At 61.9% G+C, this 15,747-nt stretch carries 13 protein-coding genes and 1 pseudogene; 4 read left to right on the forward strand and 10 right to left on the reverse strand.

The window, feature by feature from the left end; genetic code table 11:
* Window positions 1-28: 28 nt before the first annotated feature.
* Window positions 29-799 (reverse strand): endonuclease NucS domain-containing protein, encoded by a 771-nt coding sequence (locus BC1002_RS26555; RefSeq protein ID WP_013093081.1) that lies wholly within the window; start codon window positions 797-799, stop codon window positions 29-31.
* A 409-nt stretch (window positions 800-1,208) separates the two neighbouring features.
* Entirely contained in the window at window positions 1,209-1,502 is a 294-nt protein-coding gene (locus BC1002_RS37955; protein WP_157874757.1) for a hypothetical protein, read from the reverse strand.
* 687 nt (window positions 1,503-2,189) lie between these two features.
* Between BC1002_RS37955 and BC1002_RS26560 the strand changes: the two genes are divergently transcribed.
* The 3 genes and pseudogenes from BC1002_RS26560 to BC1002_RS38520 all read left to right on the forward strand — a co-directional run.
* Entirely contained in the window at window positions 2,190-3,536 is a 1,347-nt protein-coding gene (locus BC1002_RS26560; RefSeq protein ID WP_013093082.1) for an MFS transporter, read from the forward strand.
* Between the two features lie 134 nt (window positions 3,537-3,670).
* Window positions 3,671-5,275: an amidase gene (locus BC1002_RS26565; RefSeq protein WP_238537971.1), complete on the forward strand. Its 1,605-nt coding sequence runs from the start codon at window positions 3,671-3,673 to the stop codon at window positions 5,273-5,275.
* A gap of 515 nt (window positions 5,276-5,790) precedes the next feature.
* Window positions 5,791-6,019 (forward strand): annotated as a pseudogene (locus BC1002_RS38520) (IS5/IS1182 family transposase); the annotation flags it as partial.
* Window positions 6,020-6,142: 123 nt separating this feature from the next.
* On the opposite strand, the gene BC1002_RS26570 reads toward BC1002_RS38520, so the two are convergent.
* The 6 genes from BC1002_RS26570 to BC1002_RS26595 are packed head-to-tail and all read right to left on the reverse strand — an operon-like array spanning window position 6,143 to window position 12,040.
* Window positions 6,143-7,018, reverse strand: a complete 876-nt coding sequence (locus BC1002_RS26570) for an HpcH/HpaI aldolase/citrate lyase family protein (RefSeq protein WP_013093084.1) — start codon at window positions 7,016-7,018, stop codon at window positions 6,143-6,145.
* 3 nt (window positions 7,019-7,021) lie between these two features.
* Window positions 7,022-8,218, reverse strand: coding sequence for a CaiB/BaiF CoA transferase family protein (locus BC1002_RS26575; RefSeq protein WP_013093085.1), 1,197 nt, complete (start codon window positions 8,216-8,218; stop codon window positions 7,022-7,024).
* Between the two features lie 34 nt (window positions 8,219-8,252).
* On the reverse strand, window positions 8,253-9,107 hold the full coding sequence (locus BC1002_RS26580) for an HTD2 family dehydratase (protein ID WP_013093086.1): 855 nt from the start codon (window positions 9,105-9,107) through the stop codon (window positions 8,253-8,255).
* Window positions 9,108-9,149: 42 nt separating this feature from the next.
* On the reverse strand, window positions 9,150-10,082 hold the full coding sequence (locus BC1002_RS26585) for an electron transfer flavoprotein subunit alpha/FixB family protein (RefSeq protein WP_013093087.1): 933 nt from the start codon (window positions 10,080-10,082) through the stop codon (window positions 9,150-9,152).
* A gap of 13 nt (window positions 10,083-10,095) precedes the next feature.
* Entirely contained in the window at window positions 10,096-10,845 is a 750-nt protein-coding gene (locus tag BC1002_RS26590) for an electron transfer flavoprotein subunit beta/FixA family protein (RefSeq protein WP_013093088.1), read from the reverse strand.
* A gap of 22 nt (window positions 10,846-10,867) precedes the next feature.
* Window positions 10,868-12,040, reverse strand: coding sequence for an acyl-CoA dehydrogenase family protein (locus BC1002_RS26595; protein WP_013093089.1), 1,173 nt, complete (start codon window positions 12,038-12,040; stop codon window positions 10,868-10,870).
* A 111-nt stretch (window positions 12,041-12,151) separates the two neighbouring features.
* Between BC1002_RS26595 and BC1002_RS26600 the strand changes: the two genes are divergently transcribed.
* Window positions 12,152-13,081, forward strand: a complete 930-nt coding sequence (locus BC1002_RS26600; protein WP_013093090.1) for a LysR substrate-binding domain-containing protein — start codon at window positions 12,152-12,154, stop codon at window positions 13,079-13,081.
* Between the two features lie 139 nt (window positions 13,082-13,220).
* On the opposite strand, the gene BC1002_RS26605 is transcribed toward BC1002_RS26600, so the two are convergent.
* Both BC1002_RS26605 and BC1002_RS26610 read right to left on the reverse strand, forming a co-directional pair.
* Window positions 13,221-14,324: a porin gene (locus tag BC1002_RS26605; protein ID WP_013093091.1), complete on the reverse strand. Its 1,104-nt coding sequence runs from the start codon at window positions 14,322-14,324 to the stop codon at window positions 13,221-13,223.
* Window positions 14,325-14,387: 63 nt separating this feature from the next.
* Window positions 14,388-15,737, reverse strand: a complete 1,350-nt coding sequence (locus tag BC1002_RS26610) for an MFS transporter (RefSeq protein WP_013093092.1) — start codon at window positions 15,735-15,737, stop codon at window positions 14,388-14,390.
* Between the last annotated feature and the right edge of the window lie 10 nt (window positions 15,738-15,747).

Raw genomic sequence — 15,747 nt, forward strand, 5'->3', positions numbered from 1 at the left:
CGGCCAATAAAGGCGACGGGAGCGCCGTTCAGCGCGCGGCCCGAGCGGCGGATTCCTTGGGCGGGGTAGCCTCGGCCGCACCAATCACGTTGAGGTCGAATCGGAGTCGATATTCGAAGAGCGAGACATTCGGCACGACGGCGATCGCTTCGCGCAAGCTCTCGTTGATCGAGCGCGCGACGATGACGCCGCTGACCGCCTTACCGCGCGAGAGGTTCAGCGACACCCAGCCCATATAGCTCGCGATCTGGCCAATGGCTTTGTCCGGGGCTTCGCCGCGTTTCAATTCGAAGACGACGAAATTGCCGTCGTCGTCGACGGCGAGAATGTCGATCCGCCGGCCACTGCTCGTGGGGTATTCGCGGCCACCCGACACGCCGTCTGAATAGAGGTGCAGGCGCTTGCCGTTTACGGGGATCGATTCGAGGTTATCGGCGATGAACTCTTGCAACTGCCGTTCCAAGTGAAATACGGTGTTGGCGAGTGACTCGGAGTCGTCACTGGATTCGGGTAGCGCCTCGGCGTCGCCGGTCATGTCGCCCAGGAGCTCTTCAGCCTGGCCCGCTTCGCCCGGGCGCTGGATGCGCACCTCCGTCGGCGTTTCGACTACGCTCCACCCCATTTTCTCGAAACCCCGGCGCAGCCGCTGCGAATTGTCGCCGCCGGTGGCCGCCGCAGACATCCCGGGCGGCGTTTGCTCGGGGTGCAGCCGGCACCACTTCTTCATTTCGTGCACTTGCACGCCACCGTCGGGCGTCGCCTCGACAATCAAATAGCGCTTCGGGCTTTGTCGTTCCATGCGCGTCCCTCTTCTCGGCGAGGCGGTGCCTCCGTTATGGGCTGGCACATTTTAGCGGAATGTGCCTGACTCGAAGCGACCAACCCAATGCGAGCGCGACGTTAGAGTTTTCTGGCTTTGCGCGATAATCACGAGGTCGTGAGTGGCGCTGCGGCCGATTGTGTCGAAACGAGGGGGCGCCATTCGCTGCGCGGTCTGCTCCGTTGTGCGTTCATGCAGTCTTACGGGGATGGCATTGGTCGACGTAGGCGTTCTGTCTGGCGCATTGTCACACGAAGATCAATCCGCCTTGCGTAGGGCGTGCTTCATTGCACGTTTGAAAATCTATCTCGATTCTTCACATCGCGGATGCACAAAGATGCACGGCCATTGTCACAGGACCAGCGCGGCGCACTTGAACTCACATCGATCAGTCCCGTACAGGGGGAGGGGCATCAGTATGAACTCCACCTGGATTAGGCTGTCCCAATTGAGGTTTTGGCATCGGTCGGCTTTGATCGGACAGCGTTGGAAAATACGTGACGGTATCGATGACGGTATCGTCACCACCGATCGTGTCGAGGTGCGCCATCTTCGCGATGTTTTGAGCAAAGTTGGCACTGGTTCTCCATTGCGGGCCGGAGAGAGGTGGTAAGTGCCGCCAGTATTCTTCGGTATCGGCGACGGTATCGTGGCAATGTGAACCGGCGGAACGGCCGCCCATACACGGGTCCAGCCCGCAGGTTGACAATCGAGTGGGAGTAATTCAGGTTGTTCTGCAACGGACTGCGGAAGTCGAGACCAGACATGCCAGTCCGCGGAGGATGACGGCTATCCCTTCACGAAACTTGGCGTGAGACCGTATACCGCCAGCGGTGCGCGCGGTTGCCGACAATAGCGGAAATCTGCTGCGGGTCACCGGCCATTGCATAGGTACCGGGCCTACCCAGCAGAGCGAGGTGTTGTGCCTGAAGTGCAGCGCTTAGGTAGCTCACCACGGTACGTAGTGAAATGCCGCGTTCCCTGTTTGCGATCTCATCTGCGCTCGATCGCGGCGTACATCAGACGCTCAACGTTCTATAAAGCGACCGGCCTCGCGAACCCGACACCCATCTCCAGATGTTGCGCAAAAGGGCATCAAGCAGTTTTGGAGATGCCGATGAACCTGCGTCGGACATTGCGTTTTCCGTCTCGGTATTTTCCCCGATAACCGTCCGTCCCAAACTGCAAACAGCCAGACCCAAAATGTCAATCGAGGAGAATTTGACGCTCCTATATTGACTTGTCGATGGTGCCGGTCACATCGGCTTCAAAATGAACTGCGGGAATAGGCCTGGCGGCAGCACATTGGGTGCGTCGCGGATGCTCCGCCGCAGCAGAGTCACACAGCTCCCATCACAGGAATCCGTCCGTGTCCACGACCTCCACGCAACCGGCCGCCAACCACGAAGCCGCATTGGAATCCTTGTATCGCCGAGTGAACTGGCGGATCCTGCCGTTCCTGCTCATCTGCTATTTATTCGCCGCCCTCGACCGGCTCAACATTGGCTTCGCGAAACTTCAGATGCAGAGCGACTTGGGGCTTTCGGACGCCGTGTATGGCCTCGGCGCCGGCATCTTCTTCCTTGGCTACGTCCTCTTTGAGATACCGAGCAACCTCTTGCTGCCCAAGCTGGGCGTGCGCCGCACGATGGCGCGCATTCTTGTGCTATGGGGCCTCACCTCCGCCTCGATGATGTTCGTGCGGAACGTGCCGACTTTCTATACGCTGCGTTTCTTACTGGGCGTGTTCGAAGCGGGTTTCGCACCAGGCATCATTTTCTACCTCACTTACTGGTACGGCGAAGCGCGCATGGCGCGGGCGATCGCTATCTTCCTGACAGCGGGACCGCTTTCCGGCGTGGTTGGCGGGCCGCTCTCGGCGTGGGCCATGACGACGTTGCACGACGCGGCTGGCCTAGCGGGATGGCAGTGGGTGTTCCTCATCGAAGGGTTGCCGAGCGTCGTGCTGGGCATCCTCGCTTGGTTCGTGCTTGCCGACCGTCCCGAGACAGCGCGCTGGCTCTCAAGCGAAGAGCGCGCGACGTTGCAGACGCAACTGCGCGCGCCGGCTGAGAAGACTCACCGCTCGTTTGCGAGCGTTGCCCGCGATCCGTGGATTTACCTGATGGCGGCCGCCTACTTCTGCGTGGTCTGCGGCATCTATGCCGTCAACTTCTGGCTACCCAGTATTCTCAGGGCCGACGGCGTGACCGACCCGATGCGCATCGGATTCTATTCGACAATCCCGTTTATTGCTGCCGTGACCGGCATGGTCGTCGTGGGCCGCAGCTCCGATCGTAGCGGCGAGCGTCGCTGGCACAGCGCGCTGCCATCGTTTGCCGGCGGTGTGAGCCTCGCCATTGCGGCGACGTCGGCCGGCCACCTGGTGACCTCGCTGCTCTTCATGACGATTGCCACGCTGATGATGTTTGCCTCCTACACCGTGTTCTGGGCAATTCCCTCCGATTACCTGAAGGGCGACGCGGCCGCAGGCGGCATTGCGCTCATCAACACCATCGGCCAGTTGGGCGGCTTCCTGAGCCCGACGATTATTGGGTTCGCGACTACAGCCACAGGCTCGTTGCGCGCGGGACTCTATGTGATGGTCGCGCTACTCGTGATCGGCGCGTGCCTGATGGCAATACGACTACCGAGACCCCACGGTTCGATGCATGAGAAAAGCAGCGAAACGTTCGCCGCCGCGAATCACCCCTGAACCGTGCGGGGACGGCATGGAGCTAACGTCTGCGTCCGTGCAGCCGCGTTTGCAGCTCGTGTGCCCCGGGCTTTCCACGTCACAGGCGCTGAGTCGCGCATGCGGTCTAAAGGAGGCGGTACTTGCCGGCAAGTATGACGATGACCCCAGCGTCGCTCACTGCCATGATTCCCGGCTTTCAGCTCGAATCGGACACTTTTCGCCCTGCCGCGCTACCTGGTGCCGGTGATGCGGGCAGAATTAAGAATCGATTGTGCCAAGGCTCGTCGATCAAAGAATGGTCCCAATCGAGGTTTGATCCACTGGAGGTATCGATCGCGATTTTTCAAGACTATGACGCTTACGACGGGGTGGGTTTGGCCGAGCTAGTCAAGCATGGAGAAGTGAGCGCGGACGATCTGATGGATACGGCGATCGCTCGGGTCGAAGCCCGGAACCCGAAAGTCAATGCTTTCTCTTCCTTGTTTGAAGCGCGGGCCCGGCGCGATATCCAGGCTGGATTGCCCGACGGGCCATTTCGCGGTGTACCGTTTGCGCTTAAAGATCTATTTATGCAGTACGAAGGTGAAGTCACAGGGAATGGCTCCCGATTTTTTCAAGGCGTTGTCGCAACGCGCGACAGCGAACTGTTCGCGCGCTACCGCAGGGCCGGCTTTGCGATCTTCGGCAAGACTACGACACCGGAGTTGGGCATTGGGCCGGCAACCGAGTCGCGCGCCAACGGCATTACGCGCAATCCCTGGAATCTCAGTCGGACAGCGGGAGGGTCCAGCGGAGGAGCAGCTTCCGCCGTGGCTGCTGGCATCTTGCCGCTCGCGCATGCGAGCGACAGTGGAGGCTCCACGCGCGTTCCTGCGTCATGTTGTGGGCTGTTCGGGCTGAAGCCGAGCCGCGGTCGGATGCCAATGGGCCCCGAGCGCGGCGAGTCGAGCGGCGGTTTTGGCAGCGCCCATGCGGTGACGCGTAGTGTGCGTGATAGTGCCGCATTGCTCGATGTAACAGCAGGCCCGGATCTGGGCGCACCCTATGGCATTGCGCCGCCGGATCGCCCTTGGAGGGATGAAGTGGGTGCCGCTCCAGGGAGACTGAGGATCGCCGTATGGAGCGAGCCGCCGCAGGGCATCGAGTTGCACGAAAGGTGCGCACTCGCCCTGCAAGATGCGGCGACGCTATGCCGCGATCTGGGTCATTACGTCGAGGAGATGCGCCCCGCTGTGGACATAGGCGAGATAGACCGAAGTGGCATTGTCGTTATGGCAGCCTCCACACGGCTACTGATCGAGGCCAGGGCTGCCGCGCTCGGCCGGCCTCCCGGACCGGATGATCTCGAGCCAGCTGTCCGCGCTTTTTACGAGGCCGCCGACAAATATTCGGCTTTCGACTACGCACGGGCGGTAGCTGCGACCCATCGTGCCAGCAGGGACCTCGCCGCATTCCAGACGAAATGGGATCTTATTCTGATGCCTACGCTCGCTCAGCCGCCAGTTCCCGTCGGCACGATAACTTCTTCGGACATGGATCGGTCCGGCATGCGGCCATTGAGCCGGGCTTTCAACCCGTTTTGTCCACTCGCTAACCGGACAGGCGTACCCGCCGCGTCCGTGCCTCTTTTCTGGGACCAGGATGGCCTGCCAATTGGAGTGCAATTCCTTGCGCGATTCGGCGATGAAGCTACGATCTTCCGGATCGCTGCACAACTGGAGCACGCGCGACCTTGGGCGGCACGCCGCGCGATGTGACGGCGCGTTCAGCACGCTCGTGTCCAACGACCGTGCGGGGGCTTGATGCACGTCATCCGATTTACGAATGCACAGGTCAAACGCGGCTTGTCGATCAAGTTGACGCAGACGCGGCGACAGTCGGCAACGAGTAGGCCCTGACATCGACGATATCCTCGGTGTCCACAGCGCGGACCTTCAACAGTTTCGTGATCTGATCCACGGTGCAACAATCGCGCGCGGTGGAGAAGGGCGGTTCGTTTCGGGCTCCTTGCTCACGGCTCGCACTGAACCGACCTGTGGATCGAAGACGACGAGGCACTTTCTGTATGTAGCCAACCTATGTCGGCATTGCGTGTCCCGTCTGCGCCCGGGTAGATCTGGCGAGCAACATGAAGGCACCACACGGCATGACTACCGGGATACAGCGCCGTCAGCCCGGTTGCGGCCGCATGTTTGCGCGGAAGTCGATCCGTTCGCGATGCACCTGCGGGTGAGCCTCGAACAGTACATCAGTGCGCCCCCAGTGCGGCTGAGGCAACGATTACGATAAACACCGACACCCTTTGCATGCTGCCAGCATTGCGGCTGAGATCGCACGGCGCGGCCAGCCTCATGGCAGCGGCCTGGGCAAAACCTGCTGGCTCGTCGAGCGGACCATCTTCTGGCTTGACAACTTCCGGTCTGCGCATCCGCTTCGAGCACCTGGATTTCATTCACGAAGCTTTCCTTAGGATGGCCCGCTGCATCATTGGCTGGCGATAGCCTCAAAAGTCATTTAGTTGACGCCTCCAGGAGGCGTCATCCGTGCACTAAGGTCGACCCGTACCGGCCCAAACGGTGTTTGCCGGTCATCATCTTTCATCACGATGGCGAACTTCGAGCGCCTCAGATCGGACGCCGGGTAGCGTTCGTTTCGCATGCCGCGACAATCACTTCCGCCGCGCGAATCACGGGCAGATCAACCATGCGGCCGTCCAGGCTGAATGCTTCGCCGCCGTGCGTCGCGGCTTCTTCGAGTACGCGGCGCGCCCACGCCTGCTCGGCCTTGGTATGGCCCAGCGTCTCGTTTACGCCGGCCACCTGGGCCGGGTGGATGCAAAGCTTGCCGCCGAAGCCGAAGGCCCGCGCGCGCCGGGCATCGATCGCCAGACGTTCGGCGTTGCCGGTATCAGTGGTCACGCCGTCGATAGGCGCGGGCAGCCTCGCGCGGCGCGACGCTGCCACGAGCGCGTTGCGCGCGAGGGCCAACTCGGGTTCCTCTGTGGTTGCGTGCATCCCCAGGTCCAGCTGGAAATCGAGGTGACCGAAGGCGAGGCGCGCGACTTGCGGCTCGTGCGCGAGCGCATCGGCCGCATCGAGGCCCGCCAGCGATTCGATCAATGCGACGATGCGTGCGGCTGCGCCGAGCCTTTGCGCCACGCCTCGCAGCGCTTCGGCAGCTTCGGCCTTGGGACACATCACCGTCACGCCTTGCCCCGCCCAGGCGCGCAGCAGCGCGATATCGGCTTCGTGCCAGGGCGTGCCCACAGCGTTCACGCGGACTACTGTTCGCGTCAGTTGCACGGGCGTAAGTTGCGGCAGGTGATGCAAGAGCTGCGCGCGCGCGCTGTCCTTGCGGCTATCCGCCACGGCGTCCTCGAGGTCGATGACAATACAATCCGCGCCCGAATCGAGCGCCTTGGTGAAGCGTTCAGGCTTCGTGGCGGGCACGAAAAGCAGGCTGCGCGCACGGCTCACGGGAGCTGCCAGGTTTGCGCACATGGGTCAGATCACTCCATCGGCATGAAGCTTCTGGATATCGGCCTCTGACCGTCCCAGTTCGCGCAGAATCGCCGCGCTGTGTTCGCCCAGCGCGGGCACGGGATCCATCCGGACATCGAAGCTATCGACATTGGCGGGCGGCAGCAGCGCCTGAAGCTCACCGGCGGGTGAACCGATGGTGGCGAAACGCTCACGCGCCCTCAACTGCGGATGCGTCCACAAATCGCCGACCTGATTGACGGCGGCATTGGCAATCTGCGCCTCATCGAGACGCGCGATGACGTCCTGCGCCGTCAGGCTGGCAAACGTCTGCTCGATGACCTCCTTTAAGGCCGCGCGGCTTTCCACGCGGCGCACGTTGGCATTGAAGCGCGGGTCGGTTGCGAGTTCAGGGCGGCGCAATACGGCGTCGCAGAACAGCTTCCATTCGCGCTCGTTTTGCAGACCCAGCATCACCACCCGGCCATCGCCCGTCCTGAACGGACCATAGGGATAGATGGTGGCGTGCGCCGCGCCGTTACGTCCGGGCGGCTGCTGGCCATCGTAGGCGTAGTACATTGGAAAGCCCATCCATTCGACCAGCGCTTCGAGCATGGATACTTCGACATGTGAGCCCTCGCCGCTGATGCCACGTTGCAGCAGCGCGCTCAGAATGCCCGTGTAGGCGTACATACCGGCCGCGATGTCGGCAATCGAGTTGCCGGCTTTGCTGGGCTCTTCCGACGTACCTGTGATCGAGAGAAAGGCTGCCTCGCTCTGGATCAGCAGATCGTAGGCTTTCTTGTCGCGATAGGGCCCATCGGCGCCATAGCCCGAGATATCGCAGACGATGAGTTTCTTGTGCTTCGCGTGCAGTGTCTCGAACGACAAACCCATGCGCGCGGCTGCGCCGGGCGCAAGGTTCTGCACGAGGACGTCGGCCTCGGCGATCAACTCGCCCAGCACTGCCTGAGCCTCGGGCTGCTTGAGATCCAGCGTCAGACTTTCCTTCGAGCGGTTGGTCCAGACGAAATGCGAAGCCAGTCCGCGCGTGCGATGGTCGTAAGCGCGGGCAAAATCGCCGACGCGAGGACGCTCTACCTTGATTACGCGCGCGCCCAGGTCGGCGAGCTGACGGGTGCAGAACGGTGCGGCGATCGCGTGTTCCAGGGTGACGACAGTCAGGCCGCTGAGCGGGCCTTTGCGATTGGGTTTTGACATGGATTTTCTCGTCTTTCGTGTTGATCGCCCGATGCTATTCAACTTCCGCGCTGGCCTGCATCGCCAGCTGGCCCTCGAACCCGCGCGCCCATAAATGCGCCGTGCTGCCTTCGAGCTTGCCATTGACCGAAAACGGCGTGGTGTCGAACAACGGGCTCACAGCCTTGAATTCGAAGCGGCGCACGATCTTGTCCGGATGCGCGTGCCGCAGCGTCTCCATCAATAGCGTGGCGATTAGCGGCCCATGCACGACGAGGCCCGGATAGCCCTCTTCCTGCATGGCATAGGGACGATCGTAGTGAATGCGGTGACCGTTGAAGGTCAACGCCGAATAACGCATCAGCAGCACGGGGTCGGGTGTGACGGTGCGGCCGAACTGCTCATCGTCGGGTGCGGCCGCGGGCTGGGGCGTGGCGGCGCCGGGCGCCGCCGCGTCACGGTAGACAATGTCCTGCTCTTCGCGAATGGCGACGCCGTTGTCGCCGCTGATTTCGTGCAGCACGGTCACGAACACCAGTTGGCCGCTGCGCCCGAACTTGCTCTGAACGCTCGTGATCGTCGAGACGCGCCGAATCGGCTCACCGACGCTCAGCGGGCGTGGAAACCTCAGCCGCCCGCCGGCCCACATGCGGCGTGGCAACGCGATGGGCGGCAGAAAGCCGCCGCGCTTCGGATGTCCGTCCGTACCGATGCCCGACTGGCGCTCGCCTGGCAGAAAATACAGCCAGTGCCATAGCGGCGGCAGTTCGGAGGTCAACTCCCCGGCATCGCCGGCGTCCAGCGTGGCCTGCATGAGACGCACAGGCGCCTCGGTGACAAGGTCTGAGGTTTCCGCGTGGCGGCCCACCCAGGCCTCGAAGGAAGCAGGGCTTTCAAGACTCGTATGCATTGCGCTCTACCCGAGGAATCAGAATGACGGCCGCTTCGGGCCTTACAGTGCCTTGACCAGTTCGGGCACGGCCGCAAACAGATCGGCTTCGAGACCGTAGTCGGCCACGCTGAAGATCGGCGCCTCGGCGTCCTTGTTGATCGCGACGATCACCTTCGAATCTTTCATCCCCGCCAGGTGCTGGATCGCTCCCGAGATGCCGCAGGCCACATACAGCTGCGGCGCGACGATCTTGCCCGTCTGGCCCACCTGCAGGTCGTTCGGCGCGTAGCCCGCGTCCACTGCCGCGCGCGACGCGCCGATCGCCGCACCAAGCTTGTCCGCGAGCGGCGTGATGATTTCCTTGAACCTCTCTTCGCTGCCGAGCGCCCGGCCGCCCGAGACGACGATTTTCGCCGCCGTCAGTTCGGGGCGGTCGCTCTTCATCACCTCGCGGCTTACGAAACGGCTCTTGCCGCAATCGGCCACAGCCGCCACCGTTTCAATCGCGGCGCTACCGCCGGTGGGCATCGCCTCATCGAAGCCCGTGGCGCGCACGGTGATAACTTTGACGGCTTCGTCCGATTGCACGGTGGCAATCGCGTTGCCCGCATAGATGGGGCGCTCGAAGGTGTCGCTGCTCACCACCCGGGTGACTTCGCTGATCTGCGCCATGTCGAGCTTCGCCGCGACTCGCGGCGCGACGTTTTTACCGCCGGTGGTTGCCGCGAACAGGAGATGGCTGTAGTTGCCGGCAATGGCCAGCACCTGCGCCGCGACGTTTTCAGCGAGACCGTCCTTCAACGATACGCCGTCGGCGTGGACGACCTTGGCCACGCCGACAATCTGCGCGGCCGCCTGGGCAGCGGCTGCGGCGCACTCACCGGCTACCAGCACATGGACTTCGCCGGCACAGGCTGCGGCCGCGGTGACCGTGTTCAGCGTGGCGGTTTTGATCGAAGCGTTGTCGTGTTCTGCAATAACGAGTGCGGTCATTTCCATCGGCTCCTTAGATCACTTTGGCTTCGTTCCTGAGTTTGTCGACGAGCGCGGCCACATCGGCCACCTTGACGCCGGCCTTGCGGCCTGCGGGCTCCGTCACCTTGAGCGTCTTGAGCCGAGGCGCCACGTCGACATCGAGTTCCGCAGGCGTGACGGTCTCAAGCGGCTTCTTCCTGGCCTTCATGATGTTGGGCAGCGTGACATAGCGCGGCTCGTTCAGACGCAGGTCGGTGGTCACGACGGCGGGCATGGAAAGCGACAGGGTTTCGAGGCCTCCGTCCACTTCGCGCGTCACGTTGACACGGTCGCCGTCCACTTCGACCTTCGAGGCAAAGGTCGCCTGCGGCAGGTCAGCCAGTGCCGCAAGCGTTTGACCGGTCTGGTTGGCGTCGTCGTCGATGGCCTGCTTGCCAAGGATGACGAGGCCGGGCTGCTCCTTGTCCACGAGTGCCTTCAGGATTTTGGCGACGGCCAGCGGCTGCAGTTCGGCATCGGTTTCGACCATAATGCCGCGGTCCGCACCGATCGCCAGGGCGGTGCGCAGCGTTTCCTGGCACTGCACTACACCGGCGGAAACGGCGATGACTTCGGTGGCCACGCCCTTTTCCTTCAGGCGCACGGCTTCTTCCACGGCGATCTCGTCAAAGGGGTTCATGCTCATCTTGACGTTGCCGATATCAACGCCGCTGCAATCGGCCTTGACGCTAACCTTCACGTTGTAGTCGACCACTCGTTTGACAGGTACGAGAATCTTCATTACGCGGATTCCTTTTCGAGGATCAGTAGGAACGCGGAAGCTGCAGCACGTGTTCGGCCACATGTCCCAGGATCATGTTGGTGGAAATGGGCGCGACCTGATACAGGCGCGTTTCGCGAAACTTGCGCTCCACGTCGTATTCGCACGCGAAGCCAAAGCCGCCATGCGTCTGCAGGCAGGCGTTGGCCGCTTCCCAGCTGGCCTTGGCGGCGAGGTACTTGGCCATGTTGGCTTCCACGCCCGCGTTCTGGCGCGCGTCGATCTTCTGGCAGGCGCGCCAGCGCATCAGGTTGGCCGCTTCGAGTTCGATGAAGGATTCCGCCAGCGGGAACTGGATGCCCTGGTTCTGGCCGATGGGACGCCCGAACACGTTGCGCTCGCTCGCATAGTCGCGTGCCTTTTCGAGGAACCAGTAGCCGTCGCCGATGCATTCGGCGGCGATCAGTGTGCGCTCGGCGTTCAAGCCGTCGAAGATCACTTTGAGACCCTTGCCTTCGGTGCCTAACAGCGCATCTTCGGGCAATTCCAGATTGTCGAAGAACAGTTCGTTGGTCTCATGATTGACCATGTTGAGAATGGGCCGCACCGTGAGGCCGTTGCCGATCGTCTTGTCCAGTTCCACGATGAAGCAGGAAAGCCCATCGCTCTTCTTCCGCACCTGGTCGATCGGCGTGGTACGCGCGAGAAGAATCAGCAAGTCGCTGTGCTGCACGCGCGAGATCCACACCTTCTGGCCGTTGACGACCCAGCGGCCGTCCTTTTTCACAGCTGTCGTCTTGAGCTTCGTGGTGTCGCTGCCGGTAGTGGGTTCGGTCACACCCATAGACTGCACGCGTAGCTCGCCCGCGGCGATACGAGGCAGATAGCGCTGCTTCTGTTGTTCCGTACCACTGAAGACGATAGTGTTCATCACGTACATCTGACCGTGGCAGGCGCCCGAGTTGCCGCCAGATCGATTGATCTCTTCCATGATGACCGACGCCTCGGCCATCGACAGTCCTGGTCCGCCGTAGTCCTGCGGAATCAGCGCGGCGAGCCAGCCGGCCTTGGTGAGTGCGTCGACGAATTCCTCGGGGTAGCCGCGCTTCTCGTCGATGTGGCGGTGGTAGTCGGCCGGGAAGTGGTCGCACAGCGCGCGCACTGCGTCGCGAATCTCCTGGTACTGGTCGGGGGCGGAAAAAATGGAAGCACTCATGGAGGCGGTCTCGATCGTTGCTTGTGTTGATCCATAGTAATATTTGATGGATTTACAGAAAAATAGAATTCTTTGATCGAGGCATCAATTTTCGGAATAGAGGTGTCCGCGATGGATCTCAAGCAACTGCGCGCCTTTGTGACCGTGGCCGAGACCGGCAATGTCACGCGCGCTTCCACCGTACTGAATCTCGTACAGCCCGCCGTATCGCGCCAGTTGCGCCTGCTCGAGGAGGACATGGGCACGGAGCTGTTCGACCGCAGCCGCCATGGCATGCAGCTCACGTCTTCGGGCAAGACCATGCTCGAATACGCGCACCGCATCCTCAACGAGGTGGCGCGCGCCAAGGCCGAGATCCAGCCGACCGAAGGGCCGGTCGCGGGAATCGTGAGCATCGGGCTCCTCGCCAGCACCTCAGATCTGCTGGCCACGCTGTTGACGAGCGAGGTCGCACGGCGCTACCCGCACATCCGACTACGGCTGACGATAGGTTACGCCGGACATCTGCAGGACTGGCTTGAAGCCGGCGATGTCGACGCCGCGCTGCTCTATGGCCAGAAGGAAACACCCGCATTGCATGTGAAGGCACTGATCGAAGAAAGCCTCTGGGTGGTGTCGGAGCCATCCGCGAAGTTGTCGCGTAAGCGCCCGCTCGCGTTCGCACGCGTCGCGCGCGAGCCTTTCGTGCTGCCCTCTGCGCCGCGTGGCCTGCGCGCCTTGATTGAGCACGCCGCCGCCGCTGCTAATCTGACGCTGCAGGTATTCGCCGAAACCAATGCGGTTAGCGTGCAAAAGGAACTAGTTGCGCAGGGCCATGGCTGGACGATTCTTCCGGCCGTATGCGTCAGGCAGGAAGTCGAAGACGGTCTGCTGTGCGCCGCGCCGCTGGCCTCGCCGGGTTTGCAGCGCACCATCGTGCTGGCGGCGCCCAGCAGTCGCCAGGCTACGGCGCCGGTGCGCTGCGTGGTGGGTGTGCTGATGGACTGCGTGAAGAACACTTTCGAAGAGGGCCGGTGGCCCGACGCGCGCTGGCTGGGCTAGGCAGGTGGATTTGGAGGGCTGAACCTCACGCAATAGCACCGGAGATCGTTATTTACCGTTCCTGCTGCAATGGCGAGATGTAATCGGGGCGCGACCGAAACGAGCAGTTTGCCGAGCGGCGCCTCGGCGAGCTTGAACGTCAAAACTTATGGTAAATCCCGATGCTGGCTCCAAGTTGCCCGGCGCCGAGCAACGTCTGCGTTTGGGTGTCTATGCCCATATTGCTCGCGGCCGTGTTCCAGACCTTGCCGACATTCCCATAAAGCGCCGTTCTTTTGGAAAGGAGATATTGGGTTTGAAAGGCCACGGAAGTCGGTTTCGCATCGATGCCGGTGACCTGCTGATGGTACACGCCCAGCGCGACGAACCATGCAGCGCTTAGTTGTTCGGTGGCGCCTGTCCAAAAGAGATTCGAGTTCTGGATCTGACCATCGACGATCGTGCGTAAATGGCGGTAGCCCGCAAACAGCGAGGTGTCCTTGAACGTATATCGCCCGGCAGCCGCGATCCGCTGCGCGCGTTCACCCGTAGTCGGCGCGGTGATCGAGAGGGCGGGTACGAAGAGCCCGAGTTGGTATTGATTGGCGACGAGCGGGCCGTGAATGTCATCGTAGACGAGCGCCACCATCGCGGTCTTTGTCGTGTAGTCGATGGACGCTGAAATCTCCTTCGAATTCCTTGCCGCGCCTGCCGTCGTTCCGAGCGGCGCGTCGACCGCATCGTGCCCGAAGCTGTACACCACGTTTTCGTGAAACGGGCCGTCGGTACGCGTATAGCGCACGCCATTGTCGACGCGCGACGTGAAGCCGCCATCCTGAGTGAGCAAACTCACGTTCGATCCCAATAGCGGGTCGAGATAAAGCAGGACGTCGTAGAACGGGGTATAGACCCTGCCGAAGATGATCTTGTTGTTGTCGTTCGCCAGCCCCACCCACGCCGATCGCCCGAACAGACGGCCGCCTTGCAAAGACGCCCCGGTATTCGGATTGAGGCCCGCTTCGAGCTTGAAAATTGCCTTTATGCCACCACCCAGGTCTTCGGAGCCGGTCAATCCGACCAGGCTGCCGTAGACCTCGCCCGAGCCCGCCTGCACCACCGAGTGACGCGTCTTCTGTGCGTTCGTCTGGTATTCGATACCGGTGTCGATGACGCCGTAGAGCGTCACGCTGCTCTGTGCAGATGCCATCTCGGGATAGATCAGAATAAATAGTACTACGATAAAAATCGAAGGGATTTTTTTCATGGCGAAGGAATGAGATCGAATTGTTTTTGCGGGTTGCGCCTTGCACGTCGACGGGTCGGGCGCTCACGAATTCTTAGGCAGAGCGTCCGCGTGTATCGGGCAGGAGTGGTTCGCAGAAAGGCGGCGGCTGGATGAGAGGTACATCAGGATTACCGCGCAAACACACGAAACGCCCAGCACAGTCACGAACGCGGTGAGTAGGCCGTGCGGATCGCCCTTCATCCGGTCGCTGAGCGCGCCGACCGCCGCCGGCCCAAGGCTGGCGCCGATCATGTAGTTGGACATCAGGAACACGCCCGTGGCGCGCCCGCGCATGCGGTTGGGCACCACGAGTTGGATTGGCGTGACCATGAACGTCGTGACAGCGGAGAACACCGCTACCTCGCAGGCATAAAACCAGTAGGCCGTCGTGGCCGTATCGACGAGTACGAAGGCGGCGATCAACGGAATCTGTATTGCCAGCACGATCGAAAGGCGGCGCAGCAGCGGGCTGAGCAGGTCACGATTATTCAGCTTGCGCAGCAGCAGTTGCGAGAGGAAACAGCCGCTCAAGCCGACCGCGAGGAACATCACGCCGAGCGGCCGGCCGATGGTCGACGCCGTACCGAAGCCTTCACGGATCATCACGCTCGGAAACCATGTCAACAGCACGAATAAGCCCGACGAAATAAACACCCATCCCGCGTAGTACAGCACCAATTGCGACGAGCCGGAGAGCATCTTCAAGGTGGCCCGCGTGGAGATGTCGTTTTCGTGGCCGCCGACCTCGCGGCGCTTCGGTTCGCGTATCAGCAAGAGCAGCGCGGACAAGATCAGACCGGGCAGACCCAGCACGATAAAAACCGCTTGCCACGGAGTAAAGTGCCCAGCCATCGGCAAGGCGATGCCGCCGGTGTCTGTGAAGTGCCGCAGCGCGGCGCTGCCCAGGATGAGCGCCATGCCACCGCCGATATATGGCCCGGTGTTGTAAACCGAGGTGGCTCTCAACAGCGCGCGGCCCGATAGCATGTCGGAGAGTATCGAGTATGCGGCGGGCGAGCAGCCCGCTTCGCCCATAGCAGTGGCCGTGCGCGCGGCGAAAAACTGGCCGAAACTGCCACTCAGCCCGCACGCCGCAGTTGCCACACCCCAGACGGCGACGCAGGCGGCGGCGATCCTGACACGATGGTAGCGATCCACCAGCCAGCCGAGCGGAATTCCCGCGAAGGCGTAAAACGAGCTGAATGCGAGCCCCTGAAGCATGCCGATCTGCGTATCGCTCATCGAGAAGGCATGGCGGACCGACTCGAACAACAAGGGCAAGACTTGTCGGTCCATGTATGAGAAAGCGAACGACAGCGCCAGCAATCCAGTGGCCACGATGGTGCGCCACGCCGGTACACCGGAACGTGGACCATGCTCATATTCACGCATGTTTTTGCCT

This window comes from Paraburkholderia atlantica (assembly GCF_000092885.1).
Lineage (GTDB): Bacteria > Pseudomonadota > Gammaproteobacteria > Burkholderiales > Burkholderiaceae > Paraburkholderia > Paraburkholderia atlantica.

What these genes read in the sequence shown, in the direction of transcription:
- BC1002_RS26600 (WP_013093090.1), top strand. Translation starts at nt 12,152, where the DNA reads ATGGATCTCAAGCAACTGCGCGCCTTTGTGACCGTGGCCGAGACCGGC.
- BC1002_RS26595 (WP_013093089.1), bottom strand. Translation starts at nt 12,040, where the DNA reads ATGAGTGCTTCCATTTTTTCCGCCCCCGACCAGTACCAGGAGATTCGC.
- BC1002_RS26565 (WP_238537971.1), top strand. Translation starts at nt 3,671, where the DNA reads ATGACGATGACCCCAGCGTCGCTCACTGCCATGATTCCCGGCTTTCAG.
- BC1002_RS26555 (WP_013093081.1), bottom strand. Translation starts at nt 799, where the DNA reads ATGGAACGACAAAGCCCGAAGCGCTATTTGATTGTCGAGGCGACGCCC.
- BC1002_RS26610 (WP_013093092.1), bottom strand. Translation starts at nt 15,737, where the DNA reads ATGCGTGAATATGAGCATGGTCCACGTTCCGGTGTACCGGCGTGGCGC.
- BC1002_RS26605 (WP_013093091.1), bottom strand. Translation starts at nt 14,324, where the DNA reads ATGAAAAAAATCCCTTCGATTTTTATCGTAGTACTATTTATTCTGATC.
- BC1002_RS26580 (WP_013093086.1), bottom strand. Translation starts at nt 9,107, where the DNA reads ATGCATACGAGTCTTGAAAGCCCTGCTTCCTTCGAGGCCTGGGTGGGC.
- BC1002_RS26590 (WP_013093088.1), bottom strand. Translation starts at nt 10,845, where the DNA reads ATGAAGATTCTCGTACCTGTCAAACGAGTGGTCGACTACAACGTGAAG.
- BC1002_RS37955 (WP_157874757.1), bottom strand. Translation starts at nt 1,502, where the DNA reads ATGGGCGGCCGTTCCGCCGGTTCACATTGCCACGATACCGTCGCCGAT.
- BC1002_RS26570 (WP_013093084.1), bottom strand. Translation starts at nt 7,018, where the DNA reads ATGTGCGCAAACCTGGCAGCTCCCGTGAGCCGTGCGCGCAGCCTGCTT.
- BC1002_RS26575 (WP_013093085.1), bottom strand. Translation starts at nt 8,218, where the DNA reads ATGTCAAAACCCAATCGCAAAGGCCCGCTCAGCGGCCTGACTGTCGTC.
- BC1002_RS26585 (WP_013093087.1), bottom strand. Translation starts at nt 10,082, where the DNA reads ATGACCGCACTCGTTATTGCAGAACACGACAACGCTTCGATCAAAACC.